We start from the raw sequence: 17466 nt of genomic DNA on the forward strand, positions 1-17466 counted from the left end.
TCGACGTGAACCACCGGTCACCCTCGCTCAAGAAACAGGGTCTGGCGCCGCTAACGGGGGCAATACCCATTTTGGGACGATCGACCACCGCCAAGATCCTCCTCGCGAGGACGCAGGCTCCAATGGTTTGAGCTGAATGACCGATATCGCCGCCGCCCGCGTGCTACCCACGACAACAGCTGCCCGCACCCAGGCCGCGATCGTCGATATGGCGCTGAAACTGACGCAGTCGCTCGAAGGCGTGTTGACCGCGGGCGAAAACGCTACCGCCGAAGTCGTTACCGTCAAGGATCAAGGCCAGAACTTTCAACTGGTGCTGCGCCTGACGCTAGAAAACGGTCGTCAGACCCTGGTGGAAACGGAAAGCCCGCGGGCGATACCGCAGGGGACTGCATTGGCGGTCACTGCCTTGTCGCAGACGCGGCTGCTGGCTGCGTTGCAGAACACATCGCAACAGCCCGTCAGTGAGCTGGATTTGACGCAGATGCCAGTGGGCACGCTGATTCAGGGCCGCGTGGTGTCGAGCCAGCCCGTGACGCCTGACGCGGCGACATTCAAAGTGATCGTCCAGCTGCTCAATGGCGCGAACGCGGGCCAGAAGTTGAACATCGAGACGCCGATCAAGCTGCCCGCTGGCAGCCTGATGACGGCACGTGTGGACGGCAACCAGACACTTTCGTTCGTACCGCTGAGTGGCTTACTGAACAGACTTGATATCGAGCAGCAACTCAACGGGCAACTGGGGCGACAGGGGTCACTCGAAAGTCTGTTCAAAGCGCTGTCAAATCCGGCGACGCCCTTGCCTACGCCGATTAAAGGCGCAGTGGAAAAGCTCTTGGCAGACCTTCCCGAATTCGCCGAGCTGAAGGATCCAAAGGTATTGGCCCGGGCGCTGGCCAACAGCGGCGCGCAGCTGGAAACGCGATTGCTCGCCGACTTGGAGACCACTCAGGACCTCAAGGGCAATCTGCTTCGCCTGGTCTCGCAACTGAGTCAGCAGACCGCCCTGCCACCAAGCCTCAACCCTGGCGTTGCGCAGATGCTTCCCGGGTTGCTGCGCGATGCATTGGGCGCACTGGGTCAGACAGGTTCGCGGCAGAGCGGTGAGAGCTTTCCGCTACCGGCGCGCTTGCTGCAATCGCTGGAACAGAACGCGGACTTAGAGGGCCTCTTGAAGCTGGCCGCCGCTGCGGTCTCCCGCTTGCAAAGTCATCAGCTTTCCGGCCTAGCTCAGACCATGATGACCCCCGAGGGCAATCAGCTTACGACCTGGCAGATGGAATTGCCCGTCAGGGACCGCCAGGATTTCGTCCCCGTGCAAGTAAAGCTACAACGTGAAGAACAGTCCCAACAGGCACGGACGCAAGAACGGGGCGAAATGCTCTGGCGGATCGACCTTGCGTTCGATATCGACCCATTGGGGCCATTGCAAGTCCAGGCACAGCTGTTTCAGGGCGTGCTCAGCAGCCAGCTGTGGGCCGAGCGCCAGAACACCGCACGCTTAGTGGACGCCGAGCTGGGAACGCTACGTGAGCGTCTAGTAAGTGCCGGCCTAACGGTTGGCGACATCGCATGCAGGCAAGGGGCGCCATCGCGCGGCCCGCGCGCTCGTCTGGAACAACGCTGGGTGGATGAAACAGCATGAGTAGAGAAACCTCGCGCCAAGCCATCGCGCTACAGTATGACGGCCAGACGGCGCCTCAGTTAACGGCGAAAGGAGACGACGCACTTGCCGAAGCGATACTCGCGATCGCACGCGAGCACGAGGTCCCCATCTATGAGAACGCGGACCTGGTGAAGTTGCTCGCGCGCCTCGAGCTGGGCGATGAAATCCCGGAAGCGCTGTACCGCACTATCGCGGAGATTATCGCGTTCGCTTGGTACCTGAAAGGCAAGTTTCCCGCGGGGTTTAATCCGTTCGCACCCGACACCAGCGACGTTCCGCTGCTCAGCGGCCCGCGTTAAGTTGCAGCACCTCGCCCATCACGCCTTTACCCTGAGGCAGATCGGCGAGCATCCAAGCAAAGTAGCCGTCCCGAAAGTAGAAGACATTCTCATAGCCCCACTCCACCGCCAGCTCGCTCGCGAACGCGGCCGCCGGGCAAACATCACTGTCACAGTAGATCACCAGCGGCACGTCACGCGGCCATTGGGGGTCGGCTAAGCCTGCGAATCGATTGGTCAGTTCCAAGTGAACCGCGCCGTGAACGTGCCCCCAACCCCATGCCTCGGCGGGACGCACATCGATGAATACCGCACCCAACTGATGTAGATGCTGCGCTTGATAGACATTGACGGTCATCGCGCCTTTGATATCGGCAGGTGCCTCGGCAGCATTGGCGGCAAAGCAAAAGCAAAGCAACAGCGGCAGGAGCAATCTCATGGGAACCTCCCCAAGCGAGATTCTAGGCGCTGCGGAAGGCAGCCCTGAAAAATCCATTTCGTACAATGGTTCGAGAACGATCGGGCAGTCAGGGTTCAACCGACCCGAGCAAAGACGCGCCCGGCGGTCTGGAAGTTTCCTGGTAAGACAGTGTCGAAGAGCATCGCGGGCATGGCCCGCTCCTACAAGGATGACAACAATCGTGTTTGTTCCTGTGGGAGCGGGCCATGCCCGCGATTGGAGCGGCTACAGATCCCGCCCTGGCGATGCGTTTGAATGCAGTAAGTCCTACTTCCGCGACTTCGGCCCTTTGTGCAGCTTGCTGACCAACTCCGCTTCGGCTTGAGTCAGGCCACACGATTGCGTCAGGTCATCGATACTCGCTCCCATCCCCACTAAACGTGCGGCCTGGGTAAAGGAGAAGTTGGCGGGGTCGCGTTGTTCGATTTGGGTGAGCTTGTCGGGAATCGGGGCGAGCGTCTTGCGCAAGTCATGCAACTCTTCACCCATGCGCACACTGCCCGCCAGATAAGTGTCCAGCCGCTTGATGATTTCGCGGATTCGCTGATCATGCAGCGCGTCGCGCTCGGCCTGTTCACGGATTGATTTCTGCAGCTTTTGCTGCCCCTGCATCAACCAGAAACAGGCGCCCCCCAGCCCGACGCAGAGCATGACCAAGGCGCCAATGGCTGCCTCGATCAACTCAGATGTTCTCCAGATCCGACCACTCTTCCTCGGTCATCAGCTTGTCCAGCTCGACCAGGATCAGCAGTTCGCCGTTCTTGTTGCACACGCCCTGAATGAACTTCGCGGACTCGTCGTTACCCACGTTTGGCGCGGTTTCGATCTCGGACTGCCGCAGGTAGACCACTTCGGCCACGCTGTCGACGAGAATACCTACGACCTGCTTATCGGCTTCAATGATCACGATCCGCGTATTGTCGGTCACTTCCGCGTAGTCGAGGCCAAAGCGCTGGCGGGTATCGATTACCGTCACCACGTTGCCACGCAGGTTGATGATGCCCAGCACGTAGCTCGGCGCACCCGGTACGGGAGCGATTTCGGTGTAACGCAGCACTTCTTGGACCTGCATCACATTGATGCCGTAGGTCTCATTGTCCAGGCGGAACGTTACCCACTGAAGGATGGGGTCATCACTACCTTGTCCAGACGTCTTCTTCATGGCCTTGCCTCGTCAATTACCGCACTGGCGGCATTCGTATCATGTTTCTGCCACGTGCCCCAAGGCACGTGTTCAGGCTTGTCGTGCTGCCGCTCCGCTCGCATGGCGAATGGCGCCGCTGAGCAACAGGTCGGCCAGGGCCGATACATCCAAGAGCGCACACATGTGTTCGACGACCGTCCCGGCCAACCAGGGCCGTTGAGCGCGCTGCATGCGCCACTTTACTTCCCTCGGATCTAGGCGAATGGAATGGCTGACATTGTGGACCGCCATTCCCCATTCGCAACCCTGCACGGAAATGACGTATTGCAAACCTTCACGGAAATCATCGCGGTAACGCTCGGGCATGACCCACCGAGCGGCATCCAACACCTTCAGGTTACCTGCCTGGCTGGGAAGGATACCGAGGAACCAGTCCGGCTGCCCGAAGAGCGGTGTCAGCTCCCGATCATTCAACGGATAGATCGACCCCAGACACGCCAAAGGTACAGCTAGCGTGAGCCCCGCCACATCGAACAGCAGGCATTCAAAAGGCTCCTGCGCCCACGCTGGCGGAGTTTCATAATTAGCGGGCGGTGGCGGCGTACTGGCCTGAGCCTTGAGCACGACCAGAGGCTCGACAACAGGCGTCGTGACGGCAGGCTCGAGCTCTGCCATACGGGTAGCAGGCGAAATCGAGGTTTCGACGTATTCGACTTGATCCAACAGAGGCACGTCCGCTACCGGCATGTCCGCTACCGGCACGTCCGCTACCGGCACGTCCGAAACCGGCATGTCCGTAAGCGGCAACTCCGCAACCGGCTCGAGAGCAACGTAAGCCAGCGGCGCGGACTCGGGTGCCGGGGCGGTGTTGACCTGGCGCGGGACGACCTTAAGCGCATCGCGCTGCTGCTCCTCGCGAACGGCCGCCTCGAACTCCTCCACCGACACGCTATCGGCAAGTTCGATCTGGGCATCCTGCAACAACGTATCCAGGTACGACTGGATAGTCAGTTGCGTGCGGTTGACGGTAGCAGTGCTCTGGCTCATGAAAAACGCCCGGTGAAAATGGCTGAACAACCTATCGGCAGCGTGCCGCGAACACTTGAGGCGTCACTGAAGAAATTCATGCGGCCCATCAGGCAACCTGCGCGGCGGTCTGTTGCATCAGCAAATGCTTGAGCAACGCGCGATAGGCGATGACACCCCGGCTATTCGCGTCGTGGCGGGACGGGGTCACGCCGGCACGGCTGGCATCGCGCAGACGCGTATCGATAGGTACATACGCCTGCCACAGGTGCTCCGGGTAGTTGCTTTGAAGCAAGCGCAGCGTGCTCAAAGACGCCTGAGTCCGACGGTCGAACAAGGTGGGAACGATGTGATAAGCCAATGGTTGGCGGCGAGATCGGTTGATCATCGCCAGCGTATTGACCATGCGCTCAAGCCCCTTGACCGCGAGAAACTCGGTCTGCACAGGAATGACCAGCTGCTGGCTGGCTGCCAGCGCGTTCACCATAAGTACGCCTAGCAAGGGCGGGCTATCGATGATCGCGTGATCGAACTGGCCCCATAGCTGAGCGAGGCTTTTCGAAATGACGAGTCCAAGGCCGCTTTGCCCTGGCGACTGACGCTCCAACGTCGCCAGGGCGGTACTGGACGGCAGTAACGACAGACGCTCATGCCCGGTTTCCAGTAGCAATCGCGCCGGTAATCCCTCCGGGACTTGGCCGCCATGCAAAAACAGGTCGTACGTGCTGTGCTCGATGGAATCGGGATCGTGGCGGAAGTAGCTCGTCATCGAACCGTGCGGGTCCAGATCGACGATCAAGACGCGTTTGCCGGCGTCCGCAAGCAACCCGGCCAGTGCGATGGACGTGGTGGTTTTCCCCACACCCCCTTTCTGATTGGCGACGGCCCAAACTTTCATCGAAGCTTCACCTCTGCATGGCAAGGCGGCTAAGCGCCTCGCTGCACCCTACCCAGCGGGCGACGTGGAATTGACGGCGCCATTGCTGGGCGCCTGATTACCCGACGCCGGTGCAGATTGCGTGCCATCCACCGATGCCGGCGGCTGGGCGCCGGGGCCGCTGCGGTGAATATCCGTATCCCGCGATACCAGCAGTACGACGCGGCGATTCCGCGCCCGTCCCTCCTCCGTGGTATTCGCCGCAATAGGCTGGTATTCGCCGTAGCCCACGGCAGCCAGCCGCGCAGGTTCTATCCCGCTTGCGACCATAAGGCGAACGATGCTCGCCGCGCGCGCAGCAGACAGCTCCCAGTTGGTTGGATACGCCGCGCTACGGATGGGAACGTTGTCGGTGAAGCCTTCGACTTTCACCGGATTTTCGTATGGTGCCAAAATTCCGGCGATGCGTTCGATGATGGCGAAGGCTTCATTTCGCGGAATCGCATCGCCGCTTGGGAAGAGCAACCCCGAATTCAACTCGATCTCGATCCACATCTCATTGCCGCGCACCGTGAACTGGTCTGCGGCGATCAGATCGCCAAACGCCTCGCGCACGCTCTCAGCTATGCGTCGCAACGCATCCTCCGGCCCGCTTTCCGCGGCCGTATCAGCCTGCTCAAGATCGGTCGTGCGCGGTCGTTCATCACCAATCGGTATCGGTTTGAGCGAGCGCTCGGGTTGATTGAACACGCCCGTCAGGCTCTCGGTAAGCACTTTGTACTTACCTTCATTCAATGAGGAAATGGCATACATCACGACGAAGAAGGCAAACAGCAGCGTGATGAAATCCGCATAAGAAATTAGCCAACGCTCATGATTCTGGTGTTCTTCGTGACGCCTTCGGCGCCCGCGTGAACCTCTCATGCCGGGTATCTCATGTCATCACTCCATGAAACCCTGGAGCTTCAACTCGATCGCGCGCGGATTTTCGCCCTCAGCGATGGACAGGATGCCCTCGAGCAGCATTTCTCGGTAGCGGGAGCGGCGCAGCGCGACGCTTTTTAGCTTGTTCCCAACGGGTAGCAGAATGAGGTTGGCCACCGCGATGCCATAGATCGTGGCGACGAAGGCGACCGCGATGCCACCGCCGAGCTCGCTCGGGTCCGCAAGATTGGCCATCACATGAATCAACCCCATGACGGCGCCGATGATGCCAAGCGTGGGTGCATAGCCACCCATGCTTTCGTACACCTTCGCGGCCTCGATATCGCGGTCTTCCTGGGTATACATATCCACTTCCAGAATGGAGCGAATCGCTTCCGGCTCGGTGCCGTCCGCTAGCAGTTGCAACCCTTTACGCGCGTAGGGATCCGACTCGGCATCCGCCAAAGGTTCGAGGCCGAGCAGGCCTTCCTTGCGCGCCGTCAGGCTCCACCCCACGACGCGCTGGGTACCGCCGACAAAGTCGATCTTCGGCGGAAACAAGATCCACCCGACCATGGTCAACGCACGCTTGAACACCTGCATCGGGACTTGCAGCAGCGTGGCGCCGAGCGTTCCGCCCAGCACGATAAGCGCAGCAGGGCCATTCATCAGTGCCAGAACGCTGCCGCCTTCCAGGAAATTGCCGCCAACAATGGCGACGAAGGCCAGGATCAAGCCGATCAGGCTCAGCACATCCATCGAAGGTGTTCCTTTTCCTACATGCAGGCTTCAGTTATGTGGCGACCGATGTCATCGAGGCTGTACACCGCGTCAGCGAGATTGGCCTTTACAACGGACATTGGCATGCCATAGATGACGCAACTCGCTTCGTCCTGTGCCCAGACCTGGCTGCCGCTCTGCTTTAGCAAACGCGCGCCCTCACGACCGTCGGCGCCCATGCCGGTGAGCACCACGGCCAGCACTTTGTCACCGTAGGAGCGCGCGGCAGAACCAAAGGTGATATCGACGCAAGGCTTGTAGTTGAGGCGCTCATCACCAGGTAGAATTTTCACGACACCGCGTGAATCCACCATCATCTGCTTGCCGCCTGGTGCCAACAGAGCCAAACCAGGACGCATGTGGTCGCCGTCTTCGGCCTCTTTCACATTGATCCGGCATAGTTTGTCCAAACGCTCGGCGAATGCCTTGGTGAACGCCGCGGGCATGTGCTGGATCAACAGCAGCGGCGCGGGAAAATTCGCCGGAAGTTGCGTCAGTACACGCTGCAATGCCACAGGGCCGCCAGTAGAGGTGCCAATGGCGACAAGCTTGTAGGCCTTGCGACGGGGCGCAGGGCTACTTTGCGCGGGAGCCGGCGTGCCTTGCGGCGAAGCGGCAGGACGGCGCGCAGGTGCAGGCGCCGACGCCGTAGCGGCGGGTGCGCTTGCGGGGGAATAGGCACTAAAACGCCGATTGGCCCGGGCAATCGTGTGAATCTTCTCGCAAAGCAGCGTTTTGACTTTCTGCGGATTGCGCGAGATGTCTTCGAAATTCTTCGGCAGGTAATCGACGGCACCGGCATCCAGCGCGTCAAGCGTGACGCGCGCACCTTCGTGCGTCAGCGAGGAGAACATCAAAACGGGCGTCGGGCTGCGCTGCATGATGTTACGCACGGCCGTGATGCCATCCATCATGGGCATCTCGTAGTCCATCGTGATGACGTCTGGCTTGAGCGCCTGCGCCTGCTCGATGGCCTCGCGGCCGTTACTTGCGGTCCCAATCACCTGGATGTTGGGGTCCGACGACAAGATCTCATTGAGGCGGCGGCGAAAGAATCCAGAATCGTCGACCACCAGCACCTTTACCGGCATACGCACTCCTGACTGACCGCGCACTAGGCGCGGCGCGGCCTAACGGCCATTTAGTATTGCCCGCGCGGCGTCAGACGCGTCGCGCGTAGTGCTTGAGCATGCTGGGTACGTCCAGGATCAACGCGATTCGGCCATCACCGGTGATCGTTGCACCTGACATCCCCGGCGTCCCCTGGAGCATTTTGCCCAGTGGTTTGATGACCACTTCTTCCTGGCCAACCAGTTGATCGACGACGAAACCGATCCGTTGCGTTCCGACCGACAGGATGACGACATGCCCCTCCCGTTGCTCCTCGTGACCTGCGGCCTTGACCAGCCAGCGCTTGAGGTAGAACAACGGCAGCGCCTTGTCCCGTACGATCACGACTTCCTGACCGTCGACGACGTTGGTGCGCGACAGGTCCAGGTGGAATATCTCGTTCACGTTCACCAGCGGGAAGGCGAATGCCTGATCCGCCAGCATGACCATCAGTGTAGGCATGATGGCGAGGGTAAGCGGCACCTTGATGACGATGCGCGAACCTTGCCCCTTTTGCGAGAAGACGTTCACCGTGCCGTTGAGCTGGGTGATCTTCGTCTTCACCACGTCCATGCCGACACCGCGACCGGAAACATCGGAAATTTCAGTCTTGGTCGAAAAGCCCGGCGCGAAGATCAGGTTGTAGGCTTCCAGATCGGTCAGACGATCCGCCGCGTCCTTGTCCAGCAACCCTTTCTCGACGGCCTTGGACTTGAGCACCGCAGCGTCCATTCCCTTGCCGTCGTCGGTGATCATCAACAGGATGTGGTCACCCTCTTGCTCGGCAGACAAGACAACGCGGCCCGTGCGGGATTTACCTGCGGCCTCGCGCTCGTCCGGCGACTCGACACCGTGGTCGACGGCATTACGCACCAAGTGCACCAGTGGGTCGGCCAGCGCCTCGACGAGGTTCTTGTCGAGATCGGTCTCCTCACCCACCAGCTCCAGGTTGATCTCTTTCTTCAGGTTGCGAGCCAAGTCGCGAACCAGACGCGGGAAACGACCAAAGACCTTCTTGATCGGCTGCATACGTGTCTTCATGACTGACGTTTGCAGGTCCGCGGTAACCACGTCCAGGTTGGAAACGGCCTTCGACATGGCTTCGTCGCCACTGTTGAGACCGAGCCGCACCAGACGGTTACGCACCAATACCAGCTCACCCACCATGTTCATGATTTCGTCGAGACGCGCCGTGTCTACCCGCACGGTGGTTTCGGCTTCACTGGCGACCGGCTTTTCGCCGGCAGACGCAGGCGATGCAGCTTTGACCGGCTCAGCGGCTTTTGGCACGGGGGCTGGGGCAGGCTTGCTCACAGGCGCTGGCGCCGGTTTAGCAGCCGCGGGGGGCGGCGTAGCAGGCTTCGGCGCAGCGGGTGGCGGCGACGCTGGTTTAGCAGCCGCGGCGGGGGCTGGCGCGGCAGCGACCGATGGCGCCGCAGGCGCTTCGAACTTGCCCTTGCCGTGTAACTGATCCAGCAGCGCTTCGAATTCGTCGTCCGTGATTTCATCGCTGGACGCATTGGCCGATGCCGGTACCGGTGCCGGCGTCGACGCAGGCGCTGGCGCGGCGGCCTCACTAGGGGTGCTGAACTGGCCCTTGCCATGCAGCTGATCGAGCAATGCTTCGAATTCATCATCGGTGATTTCATCACCACCCGAAGCAGGCGCGCTGGCGGGCGCTGGCGCAGGCGGGCTCACCGGCGCTGCAGCAGCAGGCGATTCGAACTTGCCTTTGCCGTGCAACTGATCGAGCAACGCTTCAAATTCGTCGTCGGTGATTTCATCGCCGCTGGCCGCGGTCACACTGTCGGCCGCGGGCGGCGCGGGCACCTCGCCCATCGCTCCCATCAGCGCTTCGAATTCGGAATCGGAAATCTGCTCGGCAGGCGCTTCGGGTTGAGGCTCGTCCACGACTACCGGCGCCGGTTCGTTTCCGGCCGGCTCGGCAAGACGCGACAACGCAGCCAGCAACGCTGGCGACGCGGGAACGGGATCACGCCGCTCACGAACCTGGCTGAACATTTCATTGACGGTATCCAGTGCCTGGAGCACCACATCCATCAACTCGGCATCCACGCGGCGTTCGCCTTTGCGCAAGATGTCGAACACGTTTTCCGCGATATGGCAGCACTCGACCAGCGCGTTCAGCTGCAGGAAGCCTGCGCCGCCCTTGACGGTGTGGAAGCCACGGAAGATTGCATTGAGCAAATCCATATCGTCCGGACGGCTTTCCAGCTCAACCAGCTGCTCGGACAGGAGTTCAAGGATCTCGCCGGCCTCTACCAGGAAGTCCTGGAGGATTTCTTCATCGGCGTCGAAGCTCATTCGTGTGCTCCCTAAGGGCGTATCGCCATGATCGTTCGTTATTCGAGCGCCGCTCCGGCGTCGATTCAGCGAGCCAGTTCGTCAGAAGCCGAGGCTGGACAACAGGTCGTCGACGTCATCCTGATTGGAAACGACATCTTCCCGTTTATCGGCATGAATCTGCGGACCTTCACCCTGAGATGATTTTTTTTGCTTCGCCGGTGTTTCTTCAGGAGTGACCGGTTCATGGCGGATGCCGGCATAGCGGTCCACCTTACTGGCCATAAGCATCAGCTTGAGCAAATCGCTCTCGACGGTCGTGATCAGTTGCGTCACGCGCTTGATCACCTGTCCGGTCAGATCCTGGAAATCCTGCGCGAGCAATATCTCGTTAAGGTTCTTAGACAGCTGGTCGCTGTCCTGCAAACCACGGGACAGATAAGTCTCGATACGCTTAGCGAGCTCGCGGAATTCATCAGCGCTCATTTCGCGCCGCATGAAACGCTGCCAATCCACCATGAGGCTCTGGGATTCGTAGCTGATGTAGTTCACTAGCGGAGCGCTCTCTTCCACCAGATCCATGGTCCGGTTCGCGGCTTTTTCGGTCATCTGCACGACGTAAGAAAGCCGATCGGTGGCATCGGATATCTGCGAAAGCTCCTTGCCATGCTCACCGGGGCTGTCGATTTGCAAACCGACAATCGCGTTGTGCAGCTCACGCGTCAACTTCCCGACTTCACGATACACGTGTAGGTCGCGGGCCTGATCGAGCTGATGAATTAAGTGAACGGCTTCGCCGAAATTGCCTGATTCCAGGCTCGACACCAGCTCGCGCGCATGCTGCTTCAGGGTCGACTCGAAATCGCCCGTCTCTGAATCATTCTTTGCCATGACGCCCTCGCGGCCAGGATCAGCCGTTGACCCGCTCGAAGATCTTGTCGATCTTTTCTTTGAGAACCTGCGCCGTGAATGGCTTGACGACGTAGCCATTCACCCCGGCCTGAGCGGCCTCGATGATCTGGTCGCGCTTTGCCTCCGCAGTCACCATAAGCACCGGCAATTGCTTGAGCCGGTCATCCGCCCGCACGGCGCGCAGGAGATCGATACCGGTCATTCCCGGCATATTCCAGTCGGTCACGAGGAAATCGAAGTTGCCGCTTTGCAGCATCGGCAAAGCGGTGGTGCCATCGTCCGCTTCCGCGGTATTGGTGAAACCAAGATCACGCAGCAGGTTCTTGATGATACGTCTCATCGTGGAGAAATCGTCCACGATGAGAATCTTCATGTTCTTGTCCAATGCGGCCTCCGTACAGTCGCCGTTAAGCCCGTAGTCATGTCGGGCTGCGTCATTCTATCGCGGAACAGGCTGAACGCAGCCAGCTCGTCCTTGCAAACACACGGCGCCCCTTGCTATGGGCGCCGTCAATCTTCATTCCCTACATCGACAACGGGCCGGCCGACGAAAACACGTTCAACCGACCCGCCCGGCAATCATTCCCGACTAGCGCGAGCGCCACTCACCCAAACGCGAACGCAGACGCGCTGCACATTGGCTATGGAGCTGACTCACGCGGGACTCGCTGACACCCAGCACTTCACCGATCTCCTTGAGGTTGAGTTCCTCGTCGTAGTACAGGGCCAGCACCAGGCGCTCACGCTCCGGGAGGTTGGCGATGGCGTTGGCCAATGCCCCCTGGAAGCGTTCGTCTTCCAGATCACGCGACGGGCCATGATGAGTCGTGCCATGGTCCTCGTCGTCACTGAATTCGCCTTCCTGTAGCAGGTCGTCGAAGCTGAACAGACGGCTGCCCTGGGTATCGCTGAGAATCGAGTAATACTCCTCGAGGCTCATATTCAATTCGGCAGCAACTTCCTGATCTTTAGCGTCGCGGCCGGTTCTTGCTTCAACGGCGCGAATGGCATCGCTGACCATGCGGCTATTGCGATGCACCGAGCGCGGCGCCCAGTCGCCCTTGCGGACTTCGTCGAGCATCGCCCCGCGGATGCGAATACCGGCGTAGGTCTCAAAACTTGCGCCCTTGCCCGCGTCGTACTTCTTGGCCGCTTCGAGCAGGCCGATCATGCCGGCCTGCATCAGGTCCTCGACCTGCACGCTGGCTGGCAGACGGGCCAGCAGGTGGTAGGCAATCCGCTTGACCAGCGGCGAATAACGCTCGATGAGCTGATGCTGCGAATCCTTCGCCGAAGCTTTGCTGTACATACGAAGTCCACTGGCTGCTGACATGGGATTAGCCCGCTACGGGTTGTTGGACGAGACGTTCGACGAAGAACTCCAGATGACCGCGTGGGTTGGCCGGGAGCGGCCAACTGTCGACCTTCTGGGCGATCGACTTGAACGCCAGGGCGCATTTCGAACGAGGAAAGGCTTCATAAACGGCCCGTTGTTTCTGCACCGCCTTGCGTACCGATTCATCGTAGGGAACTGCTCCCACGTACTGCAGCGCCACGTCCAGAAAGCGGTCCGTGACCTTGGTCAGCTTAGCAAACAGATTGCGACCTTCCTGCGGGCTGTGGGCCATGTTGGCCAGCACGCGGAAGCGATTCATGCCGAAGTCGCGATTCAGCAATTTAATGAGCGCGTAGGCGTCGGTGATCGACGTTGGCTCGTCGCATACGACGACTAGCACTTCTTGTGCCGCGCGCACGAAGCTCACGACGGCATCGCCAATACCGGCCGCGGTATCGATGACCAGAACATCGAGGTTCTCGCTGATTTCGCTGAACGCCTGGATCAGGCCGGCGTGCTGCATCGGCGAAAGCTGCACCATGCTTTGCGTACCCGAGGCGGCCGGCACGATGCGGATGCCTCCCGGACCTTGCAGCAGTACGTCGCGCAGGTCGCACTCCCCGTTGATGACGTCCGCGAGCGTGCGCTTAGGCGCAAGGCCCAGCAGCACGTCGACGTTGGCCAGCCCCAAGTCGGCATCGAGCAACATGACGCGACGGCCCAGATCGGCCAGCGCCAAGGAAAGATTGACGGATACGTTGGTCTTACCGACCCCGCCCTTTCCGCCAGTTACCGCGATGACCTGTACAGGGTGCATGCCCATGGTTTTGCTTACCTATGTCCGGTGTGTAGCACAGCACTCCTGAGAGGCTGTCGTTTCGTTCGTGTCGACCGACGTTTACCCGGCGCGGCGCCCGGAGTAGAGGCCGGAGAACATCTCGGCCATCACATCTTCACTGGGCTCCACATCGCTTTGCAGACTTACCGCACGGCTGACCAGCTGGTGAGGCTTGGGAAGCTGGATGTCATCGGGAATCTTTGGTCCATCGGTGACGTAGGCTACCGGCAGCTGGTGTCCAATTGCCAGCGCCAAAATCTCGCCGAGACTTCCTGCTTCATCCAGCTTAGTCAGAATGCAACCTGCCAACCCACACCGCTTGTAACCGTGATACGCCGCTTTCAGCACTTGGCTCTGGCTAGTAGCCGCCAGGACCAAGTAGTTGCGAGCGTTAATTTTCCGACTCGCTAATGACTCCAGTTGCAAACGCAGTGCCGGATCGTTCGCCGGGAGACCAGCGGTATCGATCAAGACGACACGCTTCTTCATCAACGGCGCAATGGTCTGCACCAACGATACGCCCGGATCGACCTGAACCACCGGAACATTAAGGATACGGCCGAGCGTCTTGAGCTGCTCCTGAGCACCGATACGGAAACTGTCCATGCTGACGATGGCAATATTTTGCGAGCCGTACTTCAGCACGTAGCGCGCCGCAAGCTTTGCAAGCGTAGTCGTTTTACCGGAACCTGCCGGCCCGACGAGCGCAATCACACCGCCCTCTTCCAAGGGTTCCTGCTCGGTCGTGCGAATGCCCTGAGCGAGGTACGCCAGAACCAGGCGCCAGGATTTGCGCGCATCAGCGACATGCGCCACTTTCTCCAGCAGGCGACGCGCCAATTCGGCGGGCAAGCCCATGCGCTGCAAGCGGCGCCAGAGGCTCGCCTGCTGCGGACGCATGTTCTGGGTCTGGCTCCAGGCAAAGGAGCCCAACTGCATTTCCAGCAACTCGCGCAGGCCATTCAGTTCGCTACGCATGGCGTCGAGGGCGCGCGTGTCGGATGCAGCCGCAACAGGTGCTGGCGCCTGGGCCGGCTGCGCCTTGGCGACCGGAACCGCCGCGACCATCGAAGCCGGAAGCTCGGGTGCGATCAGTGATTCGTTGGCGAACAGCTGGCGGTCCTTCACGGTACCTTCTTCGCGCTGCGACAGCTCAGCATGAGCGCTGGCGATCTTCGCCTGCGTCTTGCGCAGTTCGGCTTCCAGCGCCGCGTTCGGCTTCGCCGGTTGCGCTGGCATCTGGTAATCGATGGCGGCCGTCAGTTCAACGCCTCCCGCAACCTTGCGGTTGCCGATGATGGCGGCATCGGCGCCCAGTTCATCACGAACCAGCTTCATGGCGGTACGCATATCGGCGGCGAAGAAACGTTTGACTTGCATGGCCTATTGACCTCAGTTCTGTCCCACAGTGGCGACAATGGTGACTTGCTTGTTGTCCGGGATTTCCTGATACGCCAGCACATGGATGTTCGGGACTGCCAGTCGAGCGAAGCGGGAAAGCATCGCTCGGACCGGACCGGCTACCAGCAGAACCGCTGGCTTACCGAACATTTCTTGACGCTGAGCTGCATCTACCAGGGACCGTTGCAACTTCTCTGCCATTCCGGGCTCGAGGAGGATTCCATCCTCGGTACCCTGTCCGGCTCTCTGCAAGCTACTGAGCAATATCTGTTCCAAACGCGGGTCTAGCGTGATCACAGGCAGCTCCGGCTCTAGTCCCACAACGGTTTGCACGATCGAGCGAGACAACGCGACACGTACCGCAGCTACCATCGCGGCGGGATCTTGACTCCGCGCGGAGACGTTCGCGATGGCCTCAGCGATGGTCCGAATGTCGCGAACCGGTACCTGCTCCTGCAACAGCGCCTGAAGTACCTTGAGCAGGGTTGAAAGCGACACCATGCCCGGCACCAGTTCTTCGGCCAGCTTCGGCGAGCTTTTCGCCAGCAATTGCATCAATTGCTGGACTTCTTCATGGCCCAACAGCTCGTGAGCATGCTTGTGCAGAACTTGGTTCAAGTGCGTCGCGACGACAGTACTCGCGTCAACCACCGTGTAACCGAGCGACTGCGCCTGGTCACGCTGATGCACTTCGATCCATACCGCTTCCAGGCCGAACGCCGGATCCTTGGCGGCGATGCCGTTGAGGGTGCCGAATACCTGGCCAGGGTTGATCGCCAGTTCGCGATCTGGATACACCTCGGCTTCCGCCAGGCTCACGCCCATTAGCGTCAAGCGATAGGCGTTCGGTTGCAGGTCGAGGTTGTCGCGGATGTGTACCGACGGCATCAGGAAGCCCATTTCCTGCGACAACTTCTTGCGAACACCTTTGATGCGAGCGAGCAGCTGGCCGCCTTGGTTGCGATCCACCAGCGGAATCAGGCGGTAGCCGACTTCCAGACCAACCAGGTCAACCGGCGTAACGTCGTCCCAGCCCAGTTCTTTGGTTTCCTGCGCGCGTTGCGCCGGCAGCAGTTCCTGCTGTTGCTTCTGTGCTTCGAGTTGCTTGGTTTCAACTTCTTTCTTCTGCTGACGCTTCCAGATCATCCAAGCGCCGCCAGCGGCCAGAGCACCAAGGCCCATGAACGGCAGGTGCGGCATGCCAGGCACGGCCCCCATCACCAGCAGGATCGACGAAGCAACGGCCAACGCTTTAGGCGAGGCGAAAATCTGGCGATTGACCTGTTGACCCATGTCTTCGGCAGACGATACGCGGGTCACCATGATCGCGGCGGCAACCGAGAGCAGCAGCGAAGGAATCTGAGCGACGAGGCCGTCACCGATGACGAGCAAGGCATAGATCTTGGCAGCGTCGCCGAACGACAGGCTGTACTGGATCATGCCGATGCCCATACCGCCGAGCAGGGTCACGAACATGATCAACAGGCCAGCGATCGCGTCACCACGGACGAACTTGCTCGCACCGTCCATGGAACCGTAGAAGTCGGCTTCCTGGGCAACGTCGGCACGTCGAGTCTTCGCGGTGTCCTGATCGATCAAACCAGCGTTGAGGTCGGCGTCGATCGCCATCTGCTTACCAGGCATGGCGTCGAGGGTGAAGCGTGCGCTCACCTCGGCGATACGGCCAGCACCCTTGGTGACTACGACGAAGTTGATGATCATGAGGATCGCGAACACCACGACACCGACGACGTAGTTGCCGCCGATCACCACTTCACCGAACGCCTGGATCACATAACCGGCTGCGTCATGGCCTTCCTGACCATGCAGCAAGACGACACGAGTCGACGCGATGTTCAGCGCCAGACGCATCAAGGTCGCGACGAGCAAAATCGTCGGGAACACCGCGAAATCCAAGGGCCGCAGCGCGTAAACCGCCACCAGCAGCACCACGATGGACAGTGCGATGTTGAAGGTAAAGAAGAGGTCGAGCAGGAACGTCGGCATCGGCAGGGTCATCATGCCGAGCAACATCAACACTAACAGCGGGATGCCAAGGTTGCCGCGACCCATGGTCATGGCACCGGCACGTACATTCCCTATCGTTAGGCTTCGGTTCACTGTCTCTCCTCGCGCGGCGACGCCGCTGAACGATCTTTTGACGCCTGAGCGTCTCGCGACGAGGGTTTTGCAAGAAACCGTCCAACTCTAAAAATATGTGTAGATCAATGCCATGAGAGCCTGTCCATGGCCTCGCGAGCGAGTGGCGTGCGAGTCGAAAATGAGCGGGCCGATCGAACTGGCGCTCCAGCTTGGGTTTAACACGGCAGGTCTGAACTGGCTCTGAGAATGATTCGCGAACTGGAGGCGCCGTGGCTAGTCAGAAAAGACTGAGCTCAACAGAAGGAAA

17 protein-coding genes are annotated in these 17466 nt (G+C 60.1%); 2 read left to right on the plus strand and 15 right to left on the minus strand.

From position 1 onward, the window contains the following. Positions 1–136: 136 nt before the first annotated feature. Both fliK and IEY47_RS01200 read left to right on the plus strand, forming a co-directional pair. Positions 137–1645: a flagellar hook-length control protein FliK gene (fliK, locus tag IEY47_RS01195; protein ID WP_188981308.1), complete on the plus strand. Its 1509-nt coding sequence runs from the start codon at positions 137–139 to the stop codon at positions 1643–1645. Continuing rightward, positions 1642–1965 carry an EscU/YscU/HrcU family type III secretion system export apparatus switch protein gene (locus tag IEY47_RS01200; protein WP_188981309.1) on the plus strand — a complete coding sequence of 108 codons (324 nt, stop codon included), beginning with the start codon at positions 1642–1644 and terminating at the stop codon, positions 1963–1965. The genes fliK and IEY47_RS01200 overlap by 4 nt, the downstream gene beginning before the upstream one ends. Here IEY47_RS01200 and IEY47_RS01205 read toward each other — a convergent pair. The 15 genes from IEY47_RS01205 to flhA all read right to left on the minus strand — a co-directional run bounded on the left by IEY47_RS01205 (position 1949) and on the right by flhA (position 17135). After that, entirely contained in the window at positions 1949–2383 is a 435-nt protein-coding gene (locus IEY47_RS01205; RefSeq protein ID WP_188981310.1) for a rhodanese-like domain-containing protein, read from the minus strand. The genes IEY47_RS01200 and IEY47_RS01205 overlap by 17 nt on opposite strands. A gap of 288 nt (positions 2384–2671) precedes the next feature. After that, the gene (locus IEY47_RS01210) at positions 2672–3085 is read right to left on the minus strand and encodes a DUF2802 domain-containing protein (protein WP_229779126.1); all 414 of its coding nucleotides are present in this window, start codon (positions 3083–3085) and stop codon (positions 2672–2674) included. A 1-nt stretch (position 3086) separates the two neighbouring features. Further along, positions 3087–3566, minus strand: coding sequence for a chemotaxis protein CheW (locus IEY47_RS01215; protein WP_188981311.1), 480 nt, complete (start codon positions 3564–3566; stop codon positions 3087–3089). A 72-nt stretch (positions 3567–3638) separates the two neighbouring features. Continuing rightward, on the minus strand, positions 3639–4595 hold the full coding sequence (locus tag IEY47_RS01220) for a CheW domain-containing protein (RefSeq protein ID WP_188981312.1): 957 nt from the start codon (positions 4593–4595) through the stop codon (positions 3639–3641). 88 nt (positions 4596–4683) lie between these two features. Further along, the gene (locus IEY47_RS01225; protein WP_188981313.1) at positions 4684–5472 is read right to left on the minus strand and encodes a ParA family protein; all 789 of its coding nucleotides are present in this window, start codon (positions 5470–5472) and stop codon (positions 4684–4686) included. Between the two features lie 48 nt (positions 5473–5520). Then, positions 5521–6375, minus strand: a complete 855-nt coding sequence (motD, locus tag IEY47_RS01230; protein ID WP_188981314.1) for a flagellar motor protein MotD — start codon at positions 6373–6375, stop codon at positions 5521–5523. Positions 6376–6393: 18 nt separating this feature from the next. Then, positions 6394–7134: a flagellar motor protein gene (locus IEY47_RS01235; RefSeq protein ID WP_188981315.1), complete on the minus strand. Its 741-nt coding sequence runs from the start codon at positions 7132–7134 to the stop codon at positions 6394–6396. Between the two features lie 17 nt (positions 7135–7151). Next, positions 7152–8246 (minus strand): protein-glutamate methylesterase/protein-glutamine glutaminase, encoded by a 1095-nt coding sequence (locus IEY47_RS01240; protein ID WP_188981316.1) that lies wholly within the window; start codon positions 8244–8246, stop codon positions 7152–7154. 70 nt (positions 8247–8316) lie between these two features. After that, positions 8317–10590 (minus strand): chemotaxis protein CheA, encoded by a 2274-nt coding sequence (locus IEY47_RS01245; RefSeq protein ID WP_188981317.1) that lies wholly within the window; start codon positions 10588–10590, stop codon positions 8317–8319. 81 nt (positions 10591–10671) lie between these two features. After that, entirely contained in the window at positions 10672–11460 is a 789-nt protein-coding gene (locus tag IEY47_RS01250) for a protein phosphatase CheZ (protein WP_188981318.1), read from the minus strand. A 19-nt stretch (positions 11461–11479) separates the two neighbouring features. Further along, entirely contained in the window at positions 11480–11854 is a 375-nt protein-coding gene (locus tag IEY47_RS01255) for a chemotaxis response regulator CheY (protein ID WP_188981319.1), read from the minus strand. Between the two features lie 216 nt (positions 11855–12070). Continuing rightward, positions 12071–12814: an RNA polymerase sigma factor FliA gene (gene fliA / locus IEY47_RS01260; protein ID WP_188981320.1), complete on the minus strand. Its 744-nt coding sequence runs from the start codon at positions 12812–12814 to the stop codon at positions 12071–12073. Between the two features lie 4 nt (positions 12815–12818). Continuing rightward, on the minus strand, positions 12819–13640 hold the full coding sequence (gene fleN / locus IEY47_RS01265) for a flagellar synthesis regulator FleN (RefSeq protein WP_188981321.1): 822 nt from the start codon (positions 13638–13640) through the stop codon (positions 12819–12821). Between the two features lie 75 nt (positions 13641–13715). Further along, a complete protein-coding gene (flhF, locus tag IEY47_RS01270; RefSeq protein WP_188981322.1) occupies positions 13716–15035 on the minus strand; it encodes a flagellar biosynthesis GTPase FlhF in 1320 nt (439 codons plus the stop codon). A 12-nt stretch (positions 15036–15047) separates the two neighbouring features. Beyond that, positions 15048–17135: a flagellar biosynthesis protein FlhA gene (gene flhA / locus IEY47_RS01275; protein WP_373293498.1), complete on the minus strand. Its 2088-nt coding sequence runs from the start codon at positions 17133–17135 to the stop codon at positions 15048–15050. Between the last annotated feature and the right edge of the window lie 331 nt (positions 17136–17466).

Origin of the sequence: Pseudomonas matsuisoli (assembly GCF_014647635.1) — a bacterium.
Lineage (GTDB): Bacteria > Pseudomonadota > Gammaproteobacteria > Pseudomonadales > Pseudomonadaceae > Pseudomonas_P > Pseudomonas_P matsuisoli.

Coding starts and splice junctions, on each gene's coding strand:
- fleN (WP_188981321.1), bottom strand. CDS start 13,640: ATGGGCATGCACCCTGTACAGGTCATCGCGGTAACTGGCGGAAAGGGC.
- IEY47_RS01240 (WP_188981316.1), bottom strand. CDS start 8,246: ATGCCGGTAAAGGTGCTGGTGGTCGACGATTCTGGATTCTTTCGCCGC.
- IEY47_RS01250 (WP_188981318.1), bottom strand. CDS start 11,460: ATGGCAAAGAATGATTCAGAGACGGGCGATTTCGAGTCGACCCTGAAG.
- fliA (WP_188981320.1), bottom strand. CDS start 12,814: ATGTCAGCAGCCAGTGGACTTCGTATGTACAGCAAAGCTTCGGCGAAG.
- IEY47_RS01215 (WP_188981311.1), bottom strand. CDS start 3,566: ATGAAGAAGACGTCTGGACAAGGTAGTGATGACCCCATCCTTCAGTGG.
- IEY47_RS01200 (WP_188981309.1), top strand. CDS start 1,642: ATGAGTAGAGAAACCTCGCGCCAAGCCATCGCGCTACAGTATGACGGC.
- IEY47_RS01235 (WP_188981315.1), bottom strand. CDS start 7,134: ATGGATGTGCTGAGCCTGATCGGCTTGATCCTGGCCTTCGTCGCCATT.
- IEY47_RS01255 (WP_188981319.1), bottom strand. CDS start 11,854: ATGAAGATTCTCATCGTGGACGATTTCTCCACGATGAGACGTATCATC.
- IEY47_RS01220 (WP_188981312.1), bottom strand. CDS start 4,595: ATGAGCCAGAGCACTGCTACCGTCAACCGCACGCAACTGACTATCCAG.
- IEY47_RS01245 (WP_188981317.1), bottom strand. CDS start 10,590: ATGAGCTTCGACGCCGATGAAGAAATCCTCCAGGACTTCCTGGTAGAG.
- motD (WP_188981314.1), bottom strand. CDS start 6,375: ATGAGAGGTTCACGCGGGCGCCGAAGGCGTCACGAAGAACACCAGAAT.
- flhA (WP_373293498.1), bottom strand. CDS start 17,135: ATGACCATGGGTCGCGGCAACCTTGGCATCCCGCTGTTAGTGTTGATG.
- IEY47_RS01225 (WP_188981313.1), bottom strand. CDS start 5,472: ATGAAAGTTTGGGCCGTCGCCAATCAGAAAGGGGGTGTGGGGAAAACC.
- flhF (WP_188981322.1), bottom strand. CDS start 15,035: ATGCAAGTCAAACGTTTCTTCGCCGCCGATATGCGTACCGCCATGAAG.
- fliK (WP_188981308.1), top strand. CDS start 137: ATGACCGATATCGCCGCCGCCCGCGTGCTACCCACGACAACAGCTGCC.
- IEY47_RS01205 (WP_188981310.1), bottom strand. CDS start 2,383: ATGAGATTGCTCCTGCCGCTGTTGCTTTGCTTTTGCTTTGCCGCCAAT.